The 23,554-nt window shown below is 63.1% G+C and carries 21 protein-coding genes and 1 tRNA gene; 6 read left to right on the forward strand and 16 right to left on the reverse strand.

The features are described from left to right. Window positions 1-8 precede the first annotated feature (8 nt). Window positions 9-1,064 (reverse strand): microcin C ABC transporter permease YejB, encoded by a 1,056-nt coding sequence (locus CDV44_RS11190; RefSeq protein ID WP_087688128.1) that lies wholly within the window; start codon window positions 1,062-1,064, stop codon window positions 9-11. A gap of 32 nt (window positions 1,065-1,096) precedes the next feature. After that, the gene (locus CDV44_RS11195) at window positions 1,097-3,013 is read right to left on the reverse strand and encodes an extracellular solute-binding protein (RefSeq protein WP_087688129.1); all 1,917 of its coding nucleotides are present in this window, start codon (window positions 3,011-3,013) and stop codon (window positions 1,097-1,099) included. Window positions 3,014-3,311: 298 nt separating this feature from the next. On the opposite strand from CDV44_RS11195, the gene CDV44_RS11200 reads away from it, so the two are divergent. Next, on the forward strand, window positions 3,312-4,271 hold the full coding sequence (locus tag CDV44_RS11200; protein ID WP_249277511.1) for an aspartyl/asparaginyl beta-hydroxylase domain-containing protein: 960 nt from the start codon (window positions 3,312-3,314) through the stop codon (window positions 4,269-4,271). A 133-nt stretch (window positions 4,272-4,404) separates the two neighbouring features. Here the strand turns inward: CDV44_RS11200 and CDV44_RS11205 are convergent, their stop codons facing one another. From CDV44_RS11205 to cysS, 8 genes are all read right to left on the reverse strand, one after another. Next, entirely contained in the window at window positions 4,405-5,646 is a 1,242-nt protein-coding gene (locus CDV44_RS11205; RefSeq protein WP_170935952.1) for an MFS transporter, read from the reverse strand. A gap of 138 nt (window positions 5,647-5,784) precedes the next feature. Further along, window positions 5,785-6,126, reverse strand: a complete 342-nt coding sequence (locus CDV44_RS11210) for an FKBP-type peptidyl-prolyl cis-trans isomerase (RefSeq protein WP_087688131.1) — start codon at window positions 6,124-6,126, stop codon at window positions 5,785-5,787. Window positions 6,127-6,249: 123 nt separating this feature from the next. Beyond that, window positions 6,250-6,343, reverse strand: a tRNA-Ser gene (locus CDV44_RS11215). Window positions 6,344-6,648: 305 nt separating this feature from the next. Beyond that, a complete protein-coding gene (locus tag CDV44_RS11220; RefSeq protein ID WP_087688132.1) occupies window positions 6,649-7,899 on the reverse strand; it encodes an aspartate kinase in 1,251 nt (416 codons plus the stop codon). A 301-nt stretch (window positions 7,900-8,200) separates the two neighbouring features. Next, entirely contained in the window at window positions 8,201-9,667 is a 1,467-nt protein-coding gene (gene tilS, locus CDV44_RS11225; RefSeq protein WP_170935953.1) for a tRNA lysidine(34) synthetase TilS, read from the reverse strand. Between the two features lie 58 nt (window positions 9,668-9,725). Continuing rightward, on the reverse strand, window positions 9,726-10,694 hold the full coding sequence (locus CDV44_RS11230; RefSeq protein WP_087688134.1) for an acetyl-CoA carboxylase carboxyltransferase subunit alpha: 969 nt from the start codon (window positions 10,692-10,694) through the stop codon (window positions 9,726-9,728). Window positions 10,695-10,849: 155 nt separating this feature from the next. After that, window positions 10,850-12,055, reverse strand: a complete 1,206-nt coding sequence (locus CDV44_RS11235; protein ID WP_087688135.1) for an endonuclease III domain-containing protein — start codon at window positions 12,053-12,055, stop codon at window positions 10,850-10,852. Between the two features lie 24 nt (window positions 12,056-12,079). Continuing rightward, on the reverse strand, window positions 12,080-13,483 hold the full coding sequence (cysS, locus tag CDV44_RS11240; RefSeq protein WP_087688136.1) for a cysteine--tRNA ligase: 1,404 nt from the start codon (window positions 13,481-13,483) through the stop codon (window positions 12,080-12,082). Between the two features lie 322 nt (window positions 13,484-13,805). Here cysS and CDV44_RS11245 point away from each other — a divergent pair, with 322 nt between their 5' ends. The 4 genes from CDV44_RS11245 (at window position 13,806) to CDV44_RS11260 (ending at window position 16,571) form a co-directional block, all read left to right on the forward strand. Next, on the forward strand, window positions 13,806-14,471 hold the full coding sequence (locus tag CDV44_RS11245; protein WP_087688137.1) for a tetratricopeptide repeat protein: 666 nt from the start codon (window positions 13,806-13,808) through the stop codon (window positions 14,469-14,471). A 57-nt stretch (window positions 14,472-14,528) separates the two neighbouring features. Beyond that, the gene (locus CDV44_RS11250) at window positions 14,529-15,131 is read left to right on the forward strand and encodes a peptidylprolyl isomerase (protein ID WP_087688138.1); all 603 of its coding nucleotides are present in this window, start codon (window positions 14,529-14,531) and stop codon (window positions 15,129-15,131) included. Window positions 15,132-15,187: 56 nt separating this feature from the next. After that, window positions 15,188-15,682 (forward strand): peptidylprolyl isomerase, encoded by a 495-nt coding sequence (locus CDV44_RS11255; RefSeq protein ID WP_058379291.1) that lies wholly within the window; start codon window positions 15,188-15,190, stop codon window positions 15,680-15,682. Between the two features lie 64 nt (window positions 15,683-15,746). Then, complete coding sequence (locus CDV44_RS11260; RefSeq protein WP_087688139.1) at window positions 15,747-16,571, forward strand: UDP-2,3-diacylglucosamine diphosphatase; 825 nt, start codon at window positions 15,747-15,749, stop codon at window positions 16,569-16,571. Here the strand turns inward: CDV44_RS11260 and cysE are convergent. Further along, window positions 16,559-17,338, reverse strand: a complete 780-nt coding sequence (gene cysE / locus CDV44_RS11265) for a serine O-acetyltransferase (RefSeq protein ID WP_058379293.1) — start codon at window positions 17,336-17,338, stop codon at window positions 16,559-16,561. The genes CDV44_RS11260 and cysE overlap by 13 nt on opposite strands. A gap of 373 nt (window positions 17,339-17,711) precedes the next feature. Beyond that, window positions 17,712-18,542: an RNA methyltransferase gene (locus tag CDV44_RS11270; protein ID WP_087688140.1), complete on the reverse strand. Its 831-nt coding sequence runs from the start codon at window positions 18,540-18,542 to the stop codon at window positions 17,712-17,714. Between the two features lie 311 nt (window positions 18,543-18,853). On the opposite strand from CDV44_RS11270, the gene CDV44_RS11275 reads away from it, so the two are divergent. Then, on the forward strand, window positions 18,854-19,711 hold the full coding sequence (locus CDV44_RS11275) for an inositol monophosphatase family protein (RefSeq protein ID WP_087688141.1): 858 nt from the start codon (window positions 18,854-18,856) through the stop codon (window positions 19,709-19,711). 122 nt (window positions 19,712-19,833) lie between these two features. Here CDV44_RS11275 and gltX read toward each other — a convergent pair whose 3' ends face one another. The 4 genes from gltX to ssuC form a co-directional block, all read right to left on the reverse strand. After that, window positions 19,834-21,225, reverse strand: a complete 1,392-nt coding sequence (gene gltX, locus CDV44_RS11280) for a glutamate--tRNA ligase (protein ID WP_087688142.1) — start codon at window positions 21,223-21,225, stop codon at window positions 19,834-19,836. 218 nt (window positions 21,226-21,443) lie between these two features. Beyond that, entirely contained in the window at window positions 21,444-21,659 is a 216-nt protein-coding gene (locus CDV44_RS11285; RefSeq protein ID WP_010807342.1) for a molybdopterin-binding protein, read from the reverse strand. An 89-nt stretch (window positions 21,660-21,748) separates the two neighbouring features. Further along, a complete protein-coding gene (locus CDV44_RS11290; protein WP_087688143.1) occupies window positions 21,749-22,699 on the reverse strand; it encodes an ATP-binding cassette domain-containing protein in 951 nt (316 codons plus the stop codon). Then, the gene (ssuC, locus tag CDV44_RS11295) at window positions 22,696-23,550 is read right to left on the reverse strand and encodes an aliphatic sulfonate ABC transporter permease SsuC (protein WP_087688144.1); all 855 of its coding nucleotides are present in this window, start codon (window positions 23,548-23,550) and stop codon (window positions 22,696-22,698) included. Before ssuC ends, CDV44_RS11290 begins: the two co-directional genes overlap by 4 nt. Window positions 23,551-23,554: the final 4 nt, after the last annotated feature.

The raw sequence follows: 23,554 nt of genomic DNA on the forward strand, positions 1-23,554 counted from the left end.
GGTTCACGTCAATGCTCCAGTCGGTCGAATTGAATGCGCGGGTCGACCAGCACGTAGCACAGGTCGGAGATGAGTTTGGTCACGAGTCCGATCAGCGTGAACAGGTAGAGCGAGCCGAGCACGACCGGATAGTCGCGCCGTTGCACCGATTCGAACGACAACCGGCCGAGCCCGTCGAGCGAGAACAGCGTTTCGATCAGCAGGCTGCCCGCGAAGAACGCACCGATGAAGGCAGCGGGGAAGCCGGTGATGAGCGGAATCAGCGCATTACGGAAGACATGCTTGAACAGCACCTTGCGCTCCGAGAGCCCTTTCGCGCGCGCGGTCAGCACGTACTGCTTGCGGATTTCGTCGAGAAACGCGTTCTTGGTGAGCATGGTCACCACGGCAAAACTGCCCACGACCGACGCCGTCACCGGCAGCGTGATGTGCCACAGATAGTCGGTAATTTTCGCGGGCCACGACAGCTCGGCCCAGTTGTCCGAGACGAGTTCGCGCAGCGGAAACACCTGCCAGAACGAGCCGCCGCCAAAGAGCACAAGCAACAGCACGCCCAGCACGAAGCCCGGGATGGCGTAGCCGACGAGCACGACCAGACTGGTGAGCGTGTCGAAGCGCGAACCGTTGCGCACCGCCTTGGCGATGCCCAACGGCACCGATATCAGATACGTCAGGAAGAAGGTCCACAGCCCGAGCGAGATCGACACCGGCAGCTTCGAGACGATCAGCGACCACACGCTCTGATGGTGAAAATAACTCTGACCGAGATCGAACTGCGCGAAGCGTTTGAGCATGAGCCAATAGCGCTCTGCCGGCGTCTTGTCGAAACCGTAGAGCGCCTTGATCTGGGCGAGTTGCTGGGCATCGACGCCATTGCGGCCGCGATAGTTGTTGCCGCTGCCCCCGCCGCTCGCTTCACCGCCGCCACCGCGATGCTTGAGCTCGAGAATCACCTGTTCGACCGGACCACCCGGCACGAACTGGATGACGACGAAAGTCAGGGTGATCACGCCGAGCAGCGTCGGGATCATGATCAGCAGACGCTTGAGTATGTAGGACCACATAGTGGAAGACAGCTCCTGTAGGTGCCCGGCGTTCAGTGACGGTCGGTGCTGTCCGCGCGCTTGCCGACACGCGAATCCCACCACATTGCGATGAGCCAGCCATCGGCGGTGTAGTACAGCGGCAGCGTGTCGGGAAAGCGCAGATAGCTTTTGTAGGCCATGCGGTGCGTCGACGAGAACCAGTGCGGCACGATGTAGTAACCGTGCGAGAGCACGCGGTCGAGCGAGCGCGCCGCGGCCACCAGATCTTCATAGGTGTGGGCACGCACCAGCGCCGCCACCAGCGCGTCGACGGCCGGGTCCTTGAGGCCGATGACGTTATCCGAGCCGTCGACATTGGCCGACTGGCTGCCGAAGCGGTCGATCAACTCGGTACCCGGAATTTGCGAGTCGGGAAAGCGCAACGAGATCATGTCGAAGTCGAAGGTCTCGATGCGTTTCTGATACAGCGCGAAGTCGCTCGTGCGGAAGTTCAGCGTGATGCCGAGTTTGGCGAGATTGCGCGCGTAGGCTGAAGCGACCGGGCCCATCGAACCGCCGTCGTCGATGAACTCGAATTCGAACGGCTCACCCTTCGCGTTACGCAGTGCGCCGTCGCGATACGTCCATCCCGCTTGGGCGAGCAGCTCACGCGCCTGACGCAGGTTTTCGCGCAGGCTCGCGGGGGGCGTCGTCGTCGGCTGCACGACCATCGGTCCGAACACGGCCGGGTCGAGCTTCGCGCGCAACGGTTCGAGCAGCTTCAGCTCATCCGCGGTCGGCAGGCCGCGCGCCGCGAGATCGCTGTTGGTGAAGTAACTGTAGATGCGCTGGTACTGGTCGTAGAACAGTTGGCGGTTGAGCCATTCGAAGTCCAGCGCCAGATCGAGCGCGCGGCGCACGCGCACATCCTGAAACATCGGCCGCCGCGTGTTGAAAATAAAGCCCTGCATGCCGGCCGCGTTGTGGTGCCCGAACTCGCGCTTGACCAGCTCACCGCTCTTGAAGCGCTTGCCGACGTAGCTGCGCACCCAACTGCGCGCGCGATACTCGGTCGTTGCATCGAACTCGCCTGCCTTGAAACCTTCGAGCCGCACGATATCGTCCGTGTACAGCTTGTACGCGATGCGCTCGAAGTTGAAAGTGCCGCGCCGCACCGGCAGGTTGTCACCCCAGTAGTTCGGATCGCGCTTGAAGGTGATACGCCGGCCGCCGTCGTACGACTCGATCAGGTACGGGCCGCTGCCGATGGGCTTCTCGAAGGTCAGCGCGTCGAACGGCTTGCGCTTGCCGTCCGGGCCCATGCCCCACTTCGGCGAGAACACCGGCACGCCCGCCACCAGCAGCGGCAGATCGGGGCTCACGCGGCGAAAGTCGAAGCGCACGCGGCTTTTGTCGAGCACGGTGACGCCCTTCACGTCGGAGAGCATCACTTTGAATCCGGGGGCGGCCTGCGGACTGATGAGCGTGTCGAAGGAGTATTTGACGTCCTGGGCGGTCACCGGATCGCCGTTGCTGAAACGTGCGGCCGGGTTCAGGTGGAACGTGACCGAGGCGCCGTCGGGCGACACCGCAATGTCGTCGGCCAGCAGGCCATAGACGGTTGCAGGCTCATCGCCGCTGCCGATGCCCAGTGTCTCGAACATGAGGCTGGCGACACCGGCCGGTGCCGAACCGCGTAGCGTGAACGGATTGAATTTGTCGAAGCTGGTGCGCCGGTCCGGATTGGCCAGCGTGAGCGTGCCGCCGCGCGGGGCATCCGGATTGACGTAATCGAAGTGGGTGAAGCCTTGCGGGTATTTGGGCTCGCCATACTGGGCGATGGCGTACTTGGCGTACGCGGACTGGCTCATGCCGAGGCCAGCGAACAACACGACAATCAACGCAGCAAAAAACGCTTTGAGAGGCACGAATGGCCGAGGCAACTTATCTTTGGTCGTGCGTGGATGCTGTGTCGTTTGCGCGCTCATGCGTCTCCTGTCGTCTCCGATGCAGCATCGTGTATGCACCCGCCTGCCGGGGCTGAACGCATCCTGCCCCTCCCCTTCGTCCCGTCGGCATCGTGCGCCTGTGATCTGCACACAAGCGCGTTTGTGCCGTAACCTGCCGTAACCTCTCGTAACGCGTCTGCCGGAGAGATTCCCCCGTGAGGCTTGGCGGCAGGGCCGGACCGCGCGACAATTGTACCCAAAAGCCCGGTCTGTATGCCGCTCTTAAGGACACATACCTGCCGGATCGGTTCCCCCGCTCCCGCCCTGGAGGCCGCCGTTGAGTGCTACACGATCGCCTGTGCAGAACCCCAACCGTACCCTGCCCCGCTGGCTTGCCCGATTTTTTTTCCGGTGTGTTGAAGCCGCGCAACGCCGCATTGCCCGGGGTTCACTGGTCGGTGACCGGCCTATCTTCGATAACGCCCTGTTCCCTTGGGTCGGCGCACTCGAAGCACAGGCCCCGGCGATCGCCAAAGAACTCGAAGCCGTGCTCGCCACGCCCGGCCGCCTCCCGGCCTTCCACGAAATCTCCCCCGACGTCGCCACCATCACGCAAGACCACCAGTGGCAGACCTTCGTGTTTCTCGGTTACGGCATGCGTGCCGAGCGCAACCTCGCGCGATGTCCGGCGACGGCGGCTGCACTCGATGGCATTCCCGGATTGCGCACGGCCTTCTTTTCGATTCTCTCGCCGGGCAAGCAGATTCCCCTGCACAGCGGCCCCTATAACGGCGTGCTGCGCCTGCACCTCGCGCTGAAGGTGCCGCGCGAGCGCGAGCAATGCTGGATTGAAGTGAATGGGCAACGCTACGTGTGGCAGGCCAATCGTGCGGTGATCTTCGACGACGCCTATCCGCATGAAGTGCACAACGACACCAACGAAACCCGTGTGGTGCTGTTCGTCGATTTCGAGCGCCCCTGCAAGGTGCCGGTGTCGTGGCTGAATCGGTTGCTGCTGGCGTTCGCACCGCTGACACCCGAGTTGCAACAAGCCAAGACGAATCATGAAAAGTGGGAGCGCGACTACTACGCCGACGACGGCCAAGCCGCGCCGGACACTGCCGTCACTGCCGCTACAGCAGCCGTTGCTACGCCCGCACCCAACGTGACGACTGCGCCGGCCGCCAAACCGCGCGTAGCGCCTCAGGAGGCCGATGTATCACATGCGGGGCACGCAGAGCACTCCGAACACGCAGAACACGCGGAAGCGGCCGGTAACGAGCGCGCACACGGCTGACGAATCGATCCGGTCGCCACAAACAAAAAGCCAGCGAAATTGCTTTCGCTGGCTTTTTGCTTTGTTGCCTTGTTGCTTTGTTGCCTCTCAACGGCGTTGATTGGCTAACGCCAGCGCCTTCACATGGACGGGGTTACGTCTGACGCCCCGGCTGCGCGAGCACGTCCTGCGCCGGCGGCGGCACGAAGTTCGCTGCCAGCACGGCAACGAGCGCTGCCGCCATCATCGCGCCAATGCCGAGTGCCGCATCCCCAAAGTGCAGATACGCCATCTTCATCGCCTCGATTACGGCCACCGCCACGACGATGGTGATCATGCTGAGCATGCCCGCGACTGTCGCGCGATTGGGGCTGTCCACGGCAAACAGCGACTGTCGATACACCACGCCATAGCTCATGCCCATGCCGAACGCATGCAGCGATGTGCCGACCAGCAGCGCCGGATACCCGGGGGCCAGAATGGCCGTGCCCACGAGCGATACCGCCGCGCCGATCAGCATCGCGGCCACCCCGGTGGCCAGCAACCGGCCATTCGACCAGCGGCCCACCTGACGCGCGAGCACCACGTTGCCGAGAATCAGCGCCGCGAACACCGGCACCTGCAACATCGCGTAGTGCATCTGCGACAGCCCGGCACGCTCGATCAGGAACACCGGGCCCAGTGCAATCCACGTGAGCAACGGCGTAATCGCCACGCCTGTCAGCACCGCACCGCGCCAGAACCGCGCGCTCGAGAGCGGCAGCTTGTAACCGGCCCAGAGCGCCTTCGCGTTGAGGGCATTGCGGTCATGCCGTGAAAACTCCGGCATCGTGCGATACAGGCCGATAAACGACGCCACGGCCACCAGCGCAATCAACCAGAAGATGCTGCGCCACGGCCAATACGACACGACAGCAGCCCCCGCGAGCGGGCCGAACAAGGGCGAGAGCAGCGACACGTTGGCCATCAGCGCCATCACCCGCACGGCCGTCTTTTCTTCGAAGGCTTCATGTACGGTCGGGTAGCCCACGGTCAGCACGAAGCAGCAGCCCATGCCTTGCAGGAATCGCAGTGCAATGAATTGCGGCATCGTCTGCACGTAGTGCATCGCCAGACACGCGAGCACGAACATCGTGAGACCGGAGAGCAGTACGCGACGGCGTCCGAAGCGATCGGAGAGCGGGCCGAGCAGCCATTGCAAACTCGCGTTGCCCAGCATGGCGGCGGTGAGTGCGAGTGTCGTCATTTCCGCCGACGCGCCGAATTCGCGCGTCACCAGCGGCATGCCGGGCATGATCATGTCGTTCGAGATGTAGACCGCGAACTCGAAGAGCACCAGCGAGAAGGGAAACCAGAATCGTGAAACGCGTAAAGCAGGAGTTGCTGAGTGAGACACCTCGTAAGGCTCCTTTGTGTGGCCGACGCTCATGACGAAGGCCCACGTAAAAAGACAACACCCCCGGTGCCAGCGAGGCACCGGGGGTGTCTGTTGCATCGGCCGTATCGTTATCGGTCAGATACGGCGTTCGATGGCTCAGACTTCCAACAGTTCAACCTCGAAGACCAGCGTTGCGTTCGGCGGAATCACACCACCGGCGCCGCGTGCGCCATAGCCGAGTTCGGGCGGAATGACGAGCTTGCGCTTGCCGCCGACCTTCATGCCGGCAACACCTTCGTCCCAGCCACGAATGACCATGCCGCCGCCCAGCACGAAGGCGAACGGGTCATTGCGGTCTTTGCTCGAATCGAACTTCTTGCCGTCGGTGAGCCAGCCGGTGTAGTGAACGGTCACGGTCTGGCCGGGAGTGGCTTCTGCGCCGTCGCCCACTTGGAGGTCGTCGTATTGCAGGCCGGAATCGGTAGTGATGGTCGACATCGTGGTTCTCGCTCGAAGAGGGGGGAAAGAATCGACGCGCGAGGTATCGCCAACGCGCGAACTCGGGAAAGAAAAAACCCCCGGCTCTCCGCGAAGAGCCGGGGGTGTTCCGCCAAGGCGACTTGGCGGAGACGGAGGGATTCGAACCCTCGATCCAGGTTTTGGCCCAGATGCTCCCTTAGCAGGGGAGTGCCTTCGACCTCTCGGCCACGTCTCCCAAACTTGTCGTCACATCAGGGAGGTGATGTAACGAAGGCGTGATATTACCTAGTGTTCCGCGTTGCGTCAAACATTATGCGCATCAAAATCCAACTTTTTTTGCGCACCTGTCATGCTTTCGCCACGCACGGGGAGTTTTCCCCGCATCACGACACCGCAATGTCGTTTCGCGCCGCATTCACGCCTCATCCGTCTCGCGAGAATCCGACGCGAATTTCTGCTGCTGATTCAAACACTTCAATCACTTCGCATCACACGTTTGCACGTGCGATGCGACTGTGATGTCTTGCGGCTTCGAGTGACTTACGCCTGATCGAGTTCGAAAGCCTTATGCAGCGCGCGCACGGCGAGCTCCATGTACTTTTCGTCGATCAGCACCGAGATCTTGATTTCCGAGGTGGAGATCATCTGGATGTTGATGCCCTCTTCCGACAGCGTGCGGAACGCCTTGCTGGCGATACCGACGTGCGAGCGCATGCCCACACCCACGATCGAGACCTTCGAGACCTTCGGGTCGCCCGATACTTCCGCGGCACCGATATGGCCTTGCACGTCGTTTTGCAGCAGCGCCATGGCGCGCTGGAAGTCACCACGCGGCACCGTGAACGTGAAGTCGGTCTTGCCGTCCACGCTCTGGTTCTGGATGATCATGTCGACATCGATGTTCGCGTCGGCGATCGGGCCGAGGATCTGGTAGGCGATGCCCGGGCGGTCCGGCACACCGCGCACGGTGATCTTGGCCTCGTCGCGCTGGAATGCGATACCCGAAATGATGGCCTTTTCCATTTGTTCGTCTTCCTCAAAAGTAATCAGCGTGCCCGAGCGCGCTTCTTCATCGAGCGCAATCATCGGATCGGTCAAGCTCGAGAGCACACGCGTCTTGACCTGGTACTTGCCGGCGAATTCCACCGAGCGGATCTGCAACACCTTCGAACCGAGGCTGGCCATTTCCAGCATCTCTTCGAAGGTCACCTTATCGAGGCGGCGTGCCTCGTCGACCACACGCGGGTCGGTGGTGTACACACCGTCCACGTCCGTGTAGATCAGGCACTCGTCGGCCTTCAGTGCGGCAGCGACGGCAACCGCCGACGTGTCCGAACCGCCACGGCCGAGCGTGGTCACGTTGCCGTTCGGATCGATCCCCTGGAAACCGGTGATGACGACCACGCGGCCGGCATCGAGATCGGCCATCACGCGCTTGTCGTCGATTTCCGAAATACGGGCTTTGGTGTGGGCACTGTCAGTCTTGATCGGCACTTGCCAGCCGGCGTAGCTCACGGCGTCGACGCCCTCGGCTTTGATAGCGAGGGCCAGCAGGCCAACGCTCACTTGCTCGCCCGTGGCGGCAATGGCGTCGAGTTCGCGCGGATCGGGTTCGGCCGAAATCTCTTTGGCCAGACCCAACAGACGATTGGTTTCGCCGGACATTGCCGACGGCACCACCACCATCTTGTGACCGGCCTTATGCCATTTGGCCACGCGCTTGGCGACATTCTTGATGCGCTCCACCGAGCCCATCGACGTGCCGCCGTATTTGTGTACGATCAGAGCCATAACATTGCTAACACATTGATTTGAAACCGTTTATGAATCCTGCGCAGATACCCTGGAACGGGCATCGATGACGTTTCGATTCGCGGAACTTTTGATTATCGCACGAATGTATCGCGCATGAGCCGGTTTGGCGCAGATTGCACTGTCCGGGGGCTCACACGCCGCATTCGGCAGCAGATCATGCTGCGGATTTCAGTGGTTACGAGGGGATATGCCGAATCACCCGATCAAGGGCGGAGATAGCAGCATGATGTGATTGGCGTGGTGGCTGGAACTGACTCGATGCGTGCCGGCCAGCCGATCATGCCTCGTCACGCCACGTCATCCGCCAGCGCGGGCCGTCGACGCACAATGCAGCACCATCGATGCCCAGACGCGGCACGAACATGATGTCCGCCGCCTGCCAGACGATCGGCACATGGCGCTGCCACGCCGGCACTCCCTTGTTCTGATACCAATGCTTGAGCGAGCGCGAATGCCCGTCGGGGCGTTCGCGCCAGCGCTCGCCCCCTGCCCGCTCGCGAGCAATCAGCGGGTGCGCACGCAACGCCGCTTCGGCAATGCCGGCTGTCTGTGTTGCCGCGCCGGCATCCACAACAGGGTCGAATACGACACTGCCCTGCCACTGCGGCAACGGCCAGACGCGCTCGCCCGACCAGCGCAGCACCACGTCATCGACGGCCGCATCGGCATCCGCTGCGGCATAAACCGGCGTCCATTGCAGCACATCGCGATACAGGCGCAACACGGCGTCACCGTGCGGCAGCGTGAGAGACGCATCGGGCTGCGCATCGCGAATCTGCCGCACCCACTCGTCGAGACGCGCCTCGGGCGGCGCCGCCAACCCCTCCCGCGCGGCCCAATAGCGCAACAGGTTCGCCAGACGCGCCGTGTCGAGGCCCTGCAAACGACGGCGTTGCAGACGCGACGCATCGACATGCGCGGCGTCATAATCCATCTGTGCGAGTTGATCGAGCAGCGACTGGGCTTGCGCTGCGTGCCGCGCGAAACGGGCGAGCGTCTCGCGATAGGCGGGGACGTGCGCGGCAATCGCGGGCATCACGTCGTGACGCAGCGCATTGCGCAAATACTGACGATCCTGATTGGAGGGATCTTCCACCCACGACAGCGAACGCACCGTCGCAAAGGTCTGCATCGTTTCGCGCGACACGTCGAGCAGCGGACGAAGCAATTGCGCCGACGAAGCGACCGGCAACACCCCTGCCACGGCCATCGCCGCGACACCCGGCAGCCCGGCGCCGCGCAGCATTTGCAGCAACACCGTCTCGGCCTGATCGTTCGCATGATGGGCCGTGAGCAGCCAGTCGATGCCATGCGCGGCACAACACTCGGCCAGCGCCGTGTAACGCGCGGCGCGCGCGGCCCCTTCGATACCTTGGCGGGCGTCGCGCGGCACGCTGACGCGACGCGCCTCGAAGGCAAAGCCCCGCAGACGCGCCTCGCGCTCGCAGGTGGCCAGCCACTCGTCGGCGTGCCCGGACAGTCCGTGATGAATATGAATGGCCAGCGGCTGCGCCACTGGCTCACCGGCGTCGCGTCGCGATTGCGTCCAGTGCGCCAGTGCGTCGAGCAGCACCATGGAATCGAGACCGCCGCTGAGTGCCAATGCCAGACGTGGCACGGCAGACGATTCGCGCGAAGCGAAGGCATGCGCCAACGCGACGCGCAAAGCGACGTCCACATGAACAACTGCCGCGTCACCTCGGGCAGAGGCGAACGCGGCAGCGGTGTGAGGCGAGGAAGACACGGGCGGTTCGACGCCAGGCGTCATCGCCACCAACGGCGACGACGCGCTGGCCGACGACTTACTTGGCGCCGGCTTCCTTGAACTTGCCATAACTCATCAGACGCTCGAAACGACGATCGAGCAGTTCCTTGTGGCTCATGCCCTGGAACTGGCGCACCGAGTCGGCGAGCGCACGCTTGAGCATGCCGGCCATACCGAGCGGGTCGCGATGCGCACCACCCAGCGGTTCGTTGATGATCTTGTCGATCAGGCCGAGCGCCTTCAGACGGTGAGCGGTCAGGCCCAGCGCTTCAGCAGCTTCCGGCGCCTTGGCCGCGCTCTTCCACAGAATGGAGGCGCAACCTTCCGGCGAAATGACCGAGTACGTCGAGAATTGCAGCATCGCGACCGTATCGGCCACGGCCACGGCGAGCGCACCGCCCGAGCCGCCTTCACCGATGATCGTGGTGATGATCGGCGTCTTGAGCTCGGCCATGACGAACAGGTTGTGGCCGATGGCTTCCGACTGACCGCGCTCTTCGGCATCGATACCCGGATAGGCACCCGGCGTGTCGACGAACGTGAACAACGGCAAACCGAACTTCTCGGCGAGCTTCATCAGGCGCATGGCCTTGCGATAGCCCTCGGGACGCGGCATGCCGAAGTTGCGCAGCGCGCGCTCCTTCGTGTCGCGGCCCTTCTGGTGACCGATGACCATACAGGCCTGACCGTTGAAACGGGCCATGCCGCCCACGATGGCATGGTCGTCCGAGAACTCGCGATCGCCATGCAACTCGTGAAAGTCGGTAAAGATGTCGCGCACATAGTCGAGCGTGTAAGGACGCTGCGGGTGACGCGAGATTTGCGAAACCTGCCACGGCGACAGGTTCGTGTAGATGTCCTTGGTGAGCTGCTGGCTCTTTTTAGAGAGGCGCTCGATCTCTTCGGAAATATCGACGGCGGAGTCGTCCTGCACGAAGCGTAATTCTTCAATCTTCGCTTCGAGTTCGGCGATCGGCTGTTCAAAATCCAAAAAGGTGTTCTTCATCAGGTTTCCCCGGAAATGCGGCAGCGTATTGTACCGCCGGCGACCACTGTCCGATCAAGATAGACAACTTTCATCGCCTCTCGACAAACAATAGACACCGATAATGACTAAATGATACGGAATCGGACGCGGATTATACGTCCTAAGCGGAACAATCAGTATTCGACCGGTACCGGTTCGAGACTTCGCCACATGTACCACGTGGCGACGGAGCGCCAGGGCTCCCAATTGGCGGCCACTTCGCGCGCTTCACTGCGCGTGACGGGCTCGCCGCTGAAGTAGTTGACGCTGATGGCATTGATGAGCCCGACATCGTCGAGCGGCAGCACATCGGGGCGCAACAGGTTGAACATCAGGAACATCTCGGCCGTCCAGCGACCGATGCCGCGAATGCCGGTCAGCTCGGCAATGACGGCTTCATCGTCCATGCTGGCCCAGGCGTCCACGTGCAGCGCACCCGACTTGAAGTGGGTTGCCAGATCGAGGATGTACTCGGCCTTGCGACGCGACAGCCCGCAACCGGCGAGGGCATCGTGCCCGGCCTTGATGAATTGCGCGGGCGTGAGCTTCGGGCAGATGGCGACCACACGGTCCCACACGGCTTGCGCCGCTTTCACCGAAATCTGCTGGCCCACGATCGAACGCGCGAGCGTGACGAACGGCTCGCCGCGGCCGGTCAGATGCGCCGGACCGAATTGGGGAATGAGTTTCTTGAGAATGCGATCGCGGCGCATGAGATCGGCGCAGGCCTGATCCCAGAAGTCGGGGCGGGTCGCGCCCGGCGCGACCGGCAGCGGCACCACACCGGTGACGGCCTGCTCCACGACGTCGGTTTCGATGCGGGCAATCTCCGGCGTGACGATACGCGTCTCGCCGTCGCGCTTGGCGATCACGCGACGCGTGGTCGCGACGCCCGCCGCGCCATTGCCTTTCGCCGCTGCGCCCGTGACACGCGTCGTCTTGGCGGGCTTCGCCTGACGGGCCGGTTTGGTCGCCTTGGTTGCCTTAGCCGGCTTCGTCAGCACATCCGCGCCATCGGCTTTGGACGTCCGGGCCGACACTTTGCGTGCCACGCCCGCAGCCACCTTGGTCGACTTGCCCGCAGCCCCATTGCCGGCTGTCACCACCTTCTTGGGCTTGTCGGCAACCGCCGCCGCACCATTGCCGCTGCTGGCACGTTTGGCCGTCACGGGCGCCGTCTTCGCGCCGGTCTTGCTCTCGACCTTACGGGACTGGCCATCGGCCTTGGCCACCTTGGCAGGCGCCGCGCGCTTGGCCGTCGGCCGCGTTGCCTTGGCAGCACGTCCGGTCGTGGCGGTTTGGGTCGCAGCCTTTGCGGCCACGGATTTACGAGTCACCATGAAATTCGCCTCGATACGCCGCGCTCAGGCACGACGCCATTCGGTGGCGCCTCCGGGACGATCTTCCAGCACGATGCCGTCGGCGAGCAACTCGGCACGAATGCGATCAGCTTCTGCGAAATTCTTCTTGCGCTTGGCCTGCGCACGCGCTTCGATGCGTGCCTCGACCGATGCGCGCAACGCGTCGGCATCACCCAACTCGCCGACACCTGCCGCCCCTTGCAGGAACGACTGCGGATCGCGGCCGAGCAAACCGAGCGTACCGGCCAGACCCAGCAACTGACGCACGAGCACCGGGTCACGCTGCTTGTTGATTTCGCCGGCGAGTTCGAATAACACCGAAATCGCGATCGGCGTATTGAAATCGTCGTTCATCGCCGCCGCAAAGCGCTGCGCGAACGGTTCGTTCCAGTCGAGCGCGGCACCGTCACCCTGCGCATCTTTCAACGCGGTGTACAACCGCGTCAGGCCGCCACGTGCGTCGTCCAGATGGGCGTCGCTGTAGTTGAGCGGGCTGCGGTACTGCGCACGCAGGATGAAAAAACGGATGACTTCGGCGTCGAACTTCGCCAGCACTTCACGGATGGTGAAGAAGTTGCCAAGCGACTTGGACATCTTCTCGTCGTCCACGCGCACGAAGCCGTTGTGCAGCCAGTAGTTCACGAACGTCTCGCCCGTGGCGGCTTCGCTCTGCGCGATTTCATTCTCGTGGTGCGGAAACTGCAAATCTGCGCCGCCGCCGTGAATGTCGAACTGGTTGCCGAGCAACTGGCAGCTCATGGCCGAGCACTCGATGTGCCAGCCCGGGCGTCCTGCGCCCCACGGCGAGGCCCATTTCGATTCGTCGGGCTCGCTGTCTTTCGAGCGCTTCCACAGCACGAAGTCGAGCGGGTCCTGCTTGGCGGTGTTCGCGGCAACGCGCTCACCCGCACGCAGGTCTTCGATCGACTTGCCGGAAAGCTGGCCATAGTTGGCAAACTTGCGCACGGCATAGTTCACGTCGCCGTCTTCGGCCTGATACGCATAGCCGTTACGTTGCAACGTGCCGATCATGTCGACCATCTGCGGAATGAAGTCGGTCGCGCGCGGCTCGTGGTCGGGGCGCTGCACACCGAGCGCGTCGGCATCTTCGTGCATCGCGGCGATGAAGCGCGTGGTCAGCTCGCGCATCGTTTCGCCGTTCTCGACGGCACGCTTGATGATCTTGTCGTCAACGTCGGTGATGTTGCGCACATAGGTCACGCGATAGCCGAGCGTGCGCAGCCACCGTTGCACCATGTCGAACACCACCATCACGCGCGCGTGGCCGATGTGACAGTAGTCGTACACGGTCATGCCGCAAACATACATGCGGACTTCGCCGGGAACGAGGGGCACGAACGGCTGTTTGTCTCGCGCGAGCGAGTTGTAGACGCGGAGTGAATCCATAGATAAATGCTTGACCGGGGGCGAGACAGCGCCGGGCGCTGCGACGATGCCTCCGGGCACGATTCGCGTCGTGCGGCGGGAGCGACATCGCGAGGCGGGCTGCGCGCCGTGCGGTAGAAAAAACGATCCTGCGAACCGTATCCGCCGCCACAAGATGAAATGGCGCAGGCCGGGCGCAGGTGTTTTGTTAGAATGCGGCCGAGTATAGCATCTCTTGCGCACCTCTCAGGTATCCCAAGCACCCATCATGACGCAACGAAGCCGGTCCCTTTCGCGCAGTGCAACGCGCCTGCTTTCCCGCCTCCGCCCGAGCGCTTTCACCATGAACGCTGCCCGCCGTCATACCCACGCGCTCACGCTCGCAGGCGTGACGCTCGGCCTTGCCGGCTCGCTGTTTGCGCTGCCCGCAGGTGCCCAGGCGATCATCGATCCGCCCCCGCCTGCCCCGCTGCAAACGCCGCAGCAGGCCAGCGAATCGGCGATCAACAAATTGGTCGAAGCGCGCAAGTTCAGCGACGCCCTCACCAAGATCGACGATCACCTGAAGCAATACCCGCGCGATGCGCAGGTGCGCTTCACGCGTGGCCGCGTGCTCATGGAGCTGGGCCGCACGCCCGAGGCCATCGACGCCTTCACCGCACTCACGCAAGACTTCCCGGAACTGCCCGAGCCGTACAACAACCTGGCCGCGCTGTACGCGCAGACGGGTGAGTACGACAAGGCGCGCGCCGCACTGGAAAGCGCGATCCGCAACAACCCGAGCTTTGCCGTGGCGTATTCGAACCTTGGCGACATCTACGCCAAGCTCGCACAGCAGGCCTATCAGAAGGCACTCAAGATTTCGCCGACGGCGCGCGTGTCGAGCCGCGAGAAGGTGCTCGCCGACATGCTGGCCCCGCAACGTGCCGCACCGGTCGCGCAGACGCCCTCGCCGGCCAAGCCCGGCGACGATGCCAGTTTGAAGAACGTCGGCAAGTCGGGGAACTGATCGCCCCTTGCGCGACATCCAACGACCTCATACGAACTCATAGCCCAGGAGACCCGCATGTCCCTTCCGAATCGCCTGCGCCGCGCACTGCTCGGCGGCGCCGTCGCTGCCGCCGCACTGACGGGCACCGTTGCCAGCCTGCCGGTGCTCGCACAGGCCACGCAGCCGCAGGTGCAGTTCAAGACGTCGGCCGGCAACTTCACGGTGGAACTCAACCCGAAGGCAGCGCCGAAGACGGTTGATAACTTCCTGCAATACGTCAACAGCGGCTTCTACAACGGCACGGTCTTCCATCGTGTCATTCCCGGCTTCATGATTCAGGGCGGCGGTTTCACGGCCGACATGAACGAGAAGCCCACCCGCGCCCCGATTCCGATCGAATCGCAAAACGGCTTGAAGAACACGAAGGGCACCATCGCGATGGCGCGTACGTCGAATCCGAATTCGGCGACTGCGCAATTTTTCGTGAATGTGTCGGATAATGCGTCACTGGACTACCCAAGCCCGGACGGCTATGGTTACGCAGTGTTCGGCAAGGTGGTCGCCGGCATGGACACTGTCGAGAAAATCAAGGGTGTCGCCACGACCAGCAAAGGCATGTACCGCGACGTGCCTGTCACGCCCGTCGTGATCGAATCGGCCAGCGTCGTCAAACGCTGAACACGACGCTGAACTCCTCCGGCCTGCCGGGACCATTTCATCAGAAGGAAAGCATCATGGTTGAACTGCAAACGAATCACGGCGTCATTCGCATCGAACTCGACGAAGCCAAAGCACCGAAGACGGTTGAAAACTTCCTGACCTACGTGAAGGAAGGCTTCTACGACAACACGGTGTTCCACCGCGTGATTAACGGCTTCATGATTCAAGGCGGCGGCTTCGAGCCGGGCATGAAACAAAAGGCCACCAACACGCCGATCGAGAACGAAGCCAACAACGGCCTGAAGAACGACAAGTACACGCTGGCCATGGCCCGCACGAACGATCCGCACTCGGCCACGGCTCAGTTCTTCATCAACGTGAACGACAACGACTTCCTGAACCACAGCGCACCGACGCCGTCGGGCTGGGGCTACGCCGTGTTCGGCAAGGTCGTCGAAGGCCAGGAAATCATCGACGCGATCAAGGGTGTCAAGACCGGTTCGCGTGGTATGCATCAAGACGTGCCGGTTGACGACGTCGTCATCGAGAAGGCCGTGATCGTCGCGTAAGCGCCCATCTCGTCACCGACGACACTCGATGCCAGTATCGACTGCGCGGTGCCCGCAATGTCCCGTGACACCACGGGGCGACGGGCCCGCGCTTTTCATTTCCGATCTTCACCTCGCGCCGGCGCTGCCGCGTACGGTGCAAGTCTTCGAAGACTTCCTGCGCGGACCTGCGCGTGAAGCGTCCGTTCTCTTCATCCTTGGCGACCTGTTCGAATACTGGGTCGGCGACGACATGCTCGGCGCTGACAAGGATGCGCCCGCCCGACACACCGGCACCCCCGACACCGAGCCCCTTGGCGCCTTCGCACGCCGCATGACGGCCGCCATCGCCGAGCTGTCCGCCAGTGGCGTGCCCGTGGCGATCATGCGCGGCAATCGTGATTTCCTGCTCGGCAAGCGCTTCGCACGCGCGGCAGGCGCCGTCATGCTCGACGATCCCTGCGTGTTCTCGTTTCTGGAGCAAGCGCTGGTGCTCAGTCACGGCGACCAGTTGTGCACGGACGATGTGGGGTATCAGCGCTTTCGGCGCGTCGCGCATTCGCCGCTGGGCAAGGCCTTCTTCCTCGCGCTGCCGCTGCGTGTGCGCATGGCGATTGCCGATCGTATCCGGCGGCGCAGTGCGGCCAAAGGCGCCCATCGCATGGCCTACGCCGATGCGAATGCGCAAGCCATCAACGCCCTGCTCGATGCGGCCGGCGAGCGCACGCTCGTACATGGCCACACGCACCGGCCGGCGCGACACGCCGAAGGCCGGCGTGTGCGCTGGGTGCTGCCCGACTGGGAGTTCGATATCGAGCCGCCACGCGGCGGCTATCTGCAATGGGACGCGCACGGACTACGGGCGATCGATCTCGTGGCATCGACGCCCGCGCCCGCTCACATGTCCTGAATTTCCTTGCCGAGCTTGCGCAGTTCGGCTGTGTCGATCTTGCTCGCACCGAGCGCTTCGAGATGCGCACCCAACTGGTTGAGCGCGGCCACCATCACATCGATCTTGTGCGACTGGTCGGTCGCGTTCTCGATCAATCCGTGAATGGCCAACGACACCGGATCGTCTGCGTTCGGTGTGATGCCATAGGCGGAAAACTCGGCTTTGCGGCCATTGCCGTTCGGCTTGCCTTCGGCATTTTCACGCGGGGCATCGGGACGAATGACGCGTGCCGGATTGCCCACCGCCGTGCCGCCTGCGGGCACCGGCTTGACCACCACGGCGTTCGAACCGATCTTCGCGCCCTCACCCACCGTAAAGCCGCCGAGCACCTTGGCACCAGCACCGACGATGACGCCGGCCTCCAGCGTCGGGTGACGCTTCGCGCCGCGCGAGAGCGACGTGCCGCCGAGCGTGACGCCTTGATAGATCGTGCAATCGTCGCCGATGATCGCCGTCTCGCCGATCACCACCCCCATGCCGTGATCGATGAACACGCGGCGGCCCAGCGTCGCACCCGGATGGATTTCAATGCCCGTGAGAAAGCGTGCGTAATGCGAGACGAAGCGCCCGAGCCACTTGAAACCGGAGGTCCAGCAACGATTCGCCACGCGATGGAGCATCACGGCATGCAGGCCGGGATAGCAGGTGAAGACTTCCCAGTTACTGCGGGCAGCGGGGTCTTTTTGCCGGATAGCGGCAATATCTTCGCGAAGGCGGGTAAACATGAGCCTGATGTCGATCCTGTAGTGCGCGTCCTGCCGTCTTGGGGCGGGATCGTGCGAATTCACCGGAAAGCGTGCTGGCCGAAGCCGGCAGACGTTGAGCGGCGTGACTGCGAGGGATGGGGACACGACAGGTGTCCGGCCTCGCCACGCCGTGGCGCGAGGGCGTGCGTTAACAGTGCACGTGATATGGCAGGGAGGCGGCGCAACGCTCGCGCAATCGGTTCATATTCGCGAAGGGCTAATAAGCTTGTGACTGAGAATTGTATGGGGTTTTCACAATGCGTGCAGACGCCCGGAAAATGACCGGATACTCGGTAAGGGCATAGCGTGTGTGCCCTTCCTGCTCCGTGTCGCTACGTCCCCTGCCCAGTCATCAACGCCGGATCTTGCGCTCGAGAATGTGCTTCGAGATACCGCGCAGAATATTGACCTCTTCGCGCTCCAGATGACTCTTGGCGAAAAGGCGACGCAGGCGCGTCATGAGTTTCTTGGGATTGTCCGGATCGAGATAGTCGAGATCGACCAGCGCCCGCTCCAGATGCGCGAGCATGCCTTCCACATCGTCGCGCGTGGCGAGATGATCGTGCGGTGCACCGGCATTCGTACTCGCATTGACAGCGCCCGCCGCCAGCGCAGCGACCGCATTCGCCGCCGCACCACCGCGCTCAACACCCAGACACGCCATACGCACTTCATACGCGATCAACTGCACGGCCTGCGACAGATTGAGCGAGCTGTAGACCGGGTTTGCGGGAATGTGCACGAGCGCATTGCATCGCTCGACATCCGTATTCGACAAGCCCGTTCGTTCGCTGCCGAACACGAACGCCACCGCCTCGCCCTGCCCCGCATGCTGCACGGCCAGCGCAGCGCTCTCACGCGGCTCGGCATTGGGCGGGCCATATTCGCGCGTGCGTGCCGACAGCGCCACGGCCCAACTCACGCCCTCCAGCGCGGCGTCGAGATCAGCCACCACACGCGCGTTGGCCAGCACGTCGTCGGCGCCGCTCGCGAGGGCGATGGCTTCCGGGTCGCGCAAGACATCGGCCCCAAAACGCGGTGCTGCAAGCACCAACTGACCGAAGCCCATCGTCTTGATCGCACGCGCCGCCGAGCCGACATTGCCCGGATGGCTCGTCTCGTTGAGCACGAAACGCACTTGATCAAACAGCGGCGACGGGACGGGAGCAACGGACTGGGACATGAGCAGGCGGCAGGTATCGGGATGGCGTTCGGGAAGAAATTCGAGATGAAATTCAGCGCAGGCCGCTATTTTGCCCTGATTCGCCGACCGCGTGGCGTCGAAAAAGGGTCAGAAGATGCGCACAACAGAGCGCAGGCGGCCGGTTTTTGCTAAAATACGCGTTTTCGTCCCTGCAATCGAGCCGCCAAGTCACCTGCGGCACTTGCCGGGCATCGCTCTTGCCCAATTCGTTCGCTTTGTCTGCCATGCCTGCCAGCCGACCCAGAGGGGGTCGTGTTTGACGCGGGCGATGGCCTTAACAGGAATCTGTCATGCAGCATCCCATGCTCAATATCGCGGTGAAGGCCGCCCGTAAAGCCGGCAACATCATCAGCCGCGCGTCGCTCGACCTCGACAAGGTCCTGGTCAGCAAGAAGCAGCACAATGACTTCGTGACGGAAGTGGACAAAGCGGCAGAGCAAGCGATCATCGACGTCCTCCTGCAAGCCTATCCGGACCACGCCATCCTCGCCGAAGAATCGGGCGAAGAACACGGCAAAGCGGGCTCCGAATTCCAATGGATCATCGATCCGCTCGACGGCACCACCAACTTCATTCACGGCATGCCGTATTACTGCACGTCGATCGCGCTCTCCCACAAGGGCATCGTGTCGCAAGCCGTGATCTATGACCCGACGCGCAACGAGCTGTTCACCGCCTCGCGCGGCCGTGGCGCCTACATCGACGGCAAGCGCATTCGCGTGTCGCGCCGCGACCGTCTGGCCGATGGTCTGATCGGCACGGGTTTCCCGTTCCGCGATCTGCAAGGCGTGGAAAACTACCTCAAGATGTTTGGCACGATGACCGAGCATTGCGCCGGCATCCGCCGCCCGGGCGCCGCCGCACTCGATCTGGCGTATGTCGCCGCCGGCCGCATGGACGGTTTCTTCGAGCAAGGTCTGAACCCGTGGGATATGGCCGCCGGCAGCCTGCTGGTGACCGAAGCCGGTGGTCTCGTGGGCAACTACACGGGCGAATCGGACTTCCTGTTCGAAGGCGAAGTGCTCGCCGCCAACCCGAAGATCTACGCGCAAATGGTCAAGGTGCTTGAAGGCTATTCGCGCACCAAGCGCACACCGGCCCCGGCCAAGACCAGCACCGTCACGCTGGAAGCCAAGCCGCAAGCGTAAGTTTCCCGGCGACGGCAGCCATCCCTCGGGAGGGGTGCCACAGTCACAAAAAACCCCGGCGATGCCAAGGCATCCCGGGGTTTTTTGTGACGTCTTGATGCTAGTAAGGCTTGCCGCGTCGGTTACGCCGCCAGACGTGCCAGCACCGTATCGCGGCCCAGCAGTTCGAGCACGGCATCGATGGCCGGCGTGTGCGTGGTGCCCACGACGAGCAGGCGCACCGGCATCGCCAGTTGCGGCATCTTCATGCCGTGCTGCGCGAGTGTGGCCTTGAACACCGGCGAAATGGCTTCTTTCTTCCACTCCGGCAATGCGGCGAGACCGGCCGCCAGATCCTTCACCGCAGCGCGTGCGGTGTCGGTCAGATGCTGTGCGACATCTTCGCCGGACGGTTGCGGCTGGCGATAGAACATCTCGGCACTCGCGGCGATGTCCTTGATCGTGTTGGCGCGGTCCTTGAACAGCCCCACCACACCCGCCAGCGACGGACTGCCGTCGATCGACACGCCCGCCTTTTCGAGGAACGGCACGGTCAGTCCGGCCAGACGCTCGTTATCGGCCTGCTTCAGGTATTGATTGTTCAACCACAGCAGCTTTTCCGGATTGTGCTGTGCCGGCGACTTGCCCAGGTGATCGAGATCGAACCACTCCACGAACTGGTCGCGCGAGAACACTTCCGCGTCGCCATGCGCCCAGCCCAGACGCGCCAGATAGTTCACCACCGCCTCGGGCAGGAAACCTTCTTCGCGGTACTGCACCACGCTCATGGCGCCGTTGCGCTTGGACATCTTCTCGCCCTGGTCATTGAGCACCGTGGGCAAGTGAGCGTAGATCGGCGGCTGCTTGCCGAGCGCTTCGAAGATGTTGATCTGACGCGGCGTGTTGTTCACGTGATCGTCACCGCGAATCACGTGCGTAATGTCCATGTCGATGTCGTCGACGACCACGCAGAAGTTATACGTCGGCGTGCCATCGGGGCGGGCAATCACGAGATCGTCGAGCTCTTCGTTCGAGATTTCGATGCGGCCCTTGACGGCGTCTTCCCAGACCACGCTGCCCGTGAGCGGGTTCTTGAAGCGCAGCACCGGCTGCACGCCGGCCGGCGGCTCAGGCAAGACCTTGCCCGGTTCCGGGCGCCAGCGGCCGTCGTAACGCGGCTTTTCGCCGCGCTCGCGCTGCTGCTCGCGCAATGCGTCGAGCTCTTCCACGCTCATGTAGCACGGGTAGACGTAACCGGCATCCTTCATCTGTTGCAGCACTTCGCGATAGCGATCCATGCGCTCCATCTGATAGAACGGGCCCTCGTCGTAATCGAGGCCCAGCCATTCCATGCCTTCGAGAATGACCTGCACGGCTTCCGGCGTGGAGCGTTCGAGATCGGTGTCTTCGATACGCAGCACGAAAACACCGTGGTTGTGACGCGCAAACGCCCACGGGTAGAGAGCGGAACGGATGTTGCCCAGATGGATGAATCCGGTCGGGCTAGGCGCAAATCGGGTGCGGACAGTGGTCATGGTTTGGCTTCGGTGCATCGCGTCGGCAACAAATAAAAACGCCCGCGGCGGAAAGTCTCGCGCAGGCGGGTCGCCGACATTCGGAAGCCGTCATTATATCAGCCGAGTGCGTGCATTCGCGGCACAGTCCGAGCCGGGGTTCGGAATTTCCCCGTACCGGCATCGGACTTCACCCGGCAAGCCATCTCCAAAACGCTGGAATCGCGGAAAACGCCGGCTCAGAGCTTGGCGAGCGACACTTCGGTGGCCTTCACGAGGGCCACGACTTCGGAGCCGACGTCCAGACGCAACTCGTCGATGGAGCGCGTGGTGATGACCGAGGTGACGATACCGCTCGGCGTTTCGACGTCGACCTCGGAGAGCACCGGGCCGCGCAGAATTTCGCGAATGCGGCCTTTGAACTGGTTACGGACGTTGATGGCGGTGATACCCATGATGAACTCCTGCGTTCAGTGATTCGGATAAAAGACGGTCGGATGAACGTCAGTCGGATTAAAAGACGGCGAAGGATGAATGTGACGGGTCAGACAGCCCAGCGCACCGTCGCGGCGGGCCAACTGGGTTCGGGTGCGGCCGCCACCGGCGTGCCGCTCGATTCGGTTTGCAGCACGCGGTCGAGCACCTGCGCTTCGAGTTGTGCGAAATCGACACTGCCGCGTGCGCGTGGACGCGCCAGCGTCACGGGTTGATCGAGCCCCAACTGGCCCTGCTCGATCAGCACCACGCGATCAGCCAGTGCGACGGCCTCCTGCACATCGTGCGTGACGAGCAACGCCGTGAATCCGTGGGCGCGCCACAAGCGTTCGATCAGGGCGTGCATTTCGATCCGCGTGAGGGCGTCGAGCGCACCGAGCGGTTCATCGAGCAGCAGCAAATCGGGTTGATGCACGAGTGCACGTGCCAGCGCTACGCGTTGACGCTGACCGCCGGAGAGTTGACTCGGCCAGTCGTTGGCGCGCTCGGCGAGGCCGACTTCGCGCAACACTTCCAACGCCTGCGGATGCGCCGACTTCGGCAAGCCGATGGCGACGTTTTGCAGCACCGTGCGCCACGGCAACAGGCGCGCGTCCTGAAACATGATGCGCGTCGACACCTTGCTCGACGTGGTGCCCAGCGCATGACCATCGAGGGCGATGGTGCCCGCGTCGGCCGCTTCCAGCCCGGCGATCAGGCGCAGCAGCGTCGACTTGCCGCAGCCGCTGCGTCCCACGATGGCGGCAAAGCCGCCACGCGGAATCGCCAGCGAGAAGTCCGTCAATACGGCGCGTGCGCCGTAATGCTTGTTCACACCATCGATGCGTAACCCCGCAGAGGCGGCGACGTCATTCGTCTGACGCACGACTTTGAGATTCGCGCCGGTATTGCCGTTGGCATTGCCGTTGGCGGGTGCGGCGGACGTGGTAGCACGTTGTTCGGCGGTCCATTCGGATTCGATATCCACGCCTGCGACGGGGGCCAGTTGTTGTGCGCTCATGCGGCGGTTCCTCGTTGAAAGGCCGGGTGCCAGCGCAACCAGCGAAACTCCAGTTCCTTGGCCAGCACATCGGCCAGCTTGCCCAGCAGCGCGTAGAGCAGAATGCCCACCAGCACGATGTCGGTCTGCAAGAACTCGCGGGCATTCATCGTCAGATAGCCGATGCCCGACTGCGCCGAGATGGTTTCCGCCACGATCAGCGTCACCCACATCAGGCCCAGCGAGAAGCGCACGCCCACCAGAATCGACGGCAGCGCCCCGGGCAAAATCACGTCGCGATACAGCGCCCAGCCACGCAAGCCGTAGCTGCGGGCCATCTCCACGAGTTGACCGTCGACGGCGCGAATACCGGCATACGTGTTCAGATACATCGGGAAGAACACACCGATCGAGACGAGAAACAACTTGGCTTTCTCGTCGATACCGAACCAGAGAATCACCAGCGGAATGAGCGCCAGATGCGGGATGTTGCGCAGCATCTGGAACGACGAATCGAGCGCCGTCTCGGCGAACCGCGACAGGCCCGTGAGCATGCCGAGCAACAGGCCGAGACCACCGCCGATCACGAAGCCGAGCACGGCACGGCCGGTCGACACGCCGATGTCGCGCCAGATCTGGCCGCTCACCGCGAGTTGCCACGCGGCATCGACCACAGCAGACGGCGCGGGCAAGACACGCGTCGAGAGCCAGCCCGCTTCGGCGGCAATCTGCCAGACGGTCACGAGCACGATGGGAACGAGCCACGGTGCGAGCCGTCGTGCGGCAACACGCCAGACGCGCTGCCACGTGCCCGACGCGGCACCGGACGCACCCACCGGCGTCGCGGCGGGAGCGAGTGTTGATTGGGTCATACGA

Source organism: Pandoraea sp. PE-S2R-1 (assembly GCF_002179865.1).
Classification (GTDB): Bacteria; Pseudomonadota; Gammaproteobacteria; order Burkholderiales; family Burkholderiaceae; genus Pandoraea.

Coding starts and splice junctions, on each gene's coding strand:
- CDV44_RS11190 (WP_087688128.1), bottom strand. CDS start 1,064: ATGTGGTCCTACATACTCAAGCGTCTGCTGATCATGATCCCGACGCTG.
- CDV44_RS11195 (WP_087688129.1), bottom strand. CDS start 3,013: ATGAGCGCGCAAACGACACAGCATCCACGCACGACCAAAGATAAGTTG.
- CDV44_RS11210 (WP_087688131.1), bottom strand. CDS start 6,126: ATGTCGACCATCACTACCGATTCCGGCCTGCAATACGACGACCTCCAA.
- CDV44_RS11220 (WP_087688132.1), bottom strand. CDS start 7,899: ATGGCTCTGATCGTACACAAATACGGCGGCACGTCGATGGGCTCGGTG.
- CDV44_RS11230 (WP_087688134.1), bottom strand. CDS start 10,694: ATGAAGAACACCTTTTTGGATTTTGAACAGCCGATCGCCGAACTCGAA.
- CDV44_RS11235 (WP_087688135.1), bottom strand. CDS start 12,055: ATGGTGACTCGTAAATCCGTGGCCGCAAAGGCTGCGACCCAAACCGCC.
- cysS (WP_087688136.1), bottom strand. CDS start 13,483: ATGGATTCACTCCGCGTCTACAACTCGCTCGCGCGAGACAAACAGCCG.
- CDV44_RS11245 (WP_087688137.1), top strand. CDS start 13,806: ATGAACGCTGCCCGCCGTCATACCCACGCGCTCACGCTCGCAGGCGTG.
- CDV44_RS11250 (WP_087688138.1), top strand. CDS start 14,529: ATGTCCCTTCCGAATCGCCTGCGCCGCGCACTGCTCGGCGGCGCCGTC.
- CDV44_RS11255 (WP_058379291.1), top strand. CDS start 15,188: ATGGTTGAACTGCAAACGAATCACGGCGTCATTCGCATCGAACTCGAC.
- cysE (WP_058379293.1), bottom strand. CDS start 17,338: ATGTTTACCCGCCTTCGCGAAGATATTGCCGCTATCCGGCAAAAAGAC.
- CDV44_RS11270 (WP_087688140.1), bottom strand. CDS start 18,542: ATGTCCCAGTCCGTTGCTCCCGTCCCGTCGCCGCTGTTTGATCAAGTG.
- CDV44_RS11275 (WP_087688141.1), top strand. CDS start 18,854: ATGCAGCATCCCATGCTCAATATCGCGGTGAAGGCCGCCCGTAAAGCC.
- gltX (WP_087688142.1), bottom strand. CDS start 21,225: ATGACCACTGTCCGCACCCGATTTGCGCCTAGCCCGACCGGATTCATC.
- CDV44_RS11285 (WP_010807342.1), bottom strand. CDS start 21,659: ATGGGTATCACCGCCATCAACGTCCGTAACCAGTTCAAAGGCCGCATT.
- CDV44_RS11290 (WP_087688143.1), bottom strand. CDS start 22,699: ATGAGCGCACAACAACTGGCCCCCGTCGCAGGCGTGGATATCGAATCC.
- ssuC (WP_087688144.1), bottom strand. CDS start 23,550: ATGACCCAATCAACACTCGCTCCCGCCGCGACGCCGGTGGGTGCGTCC.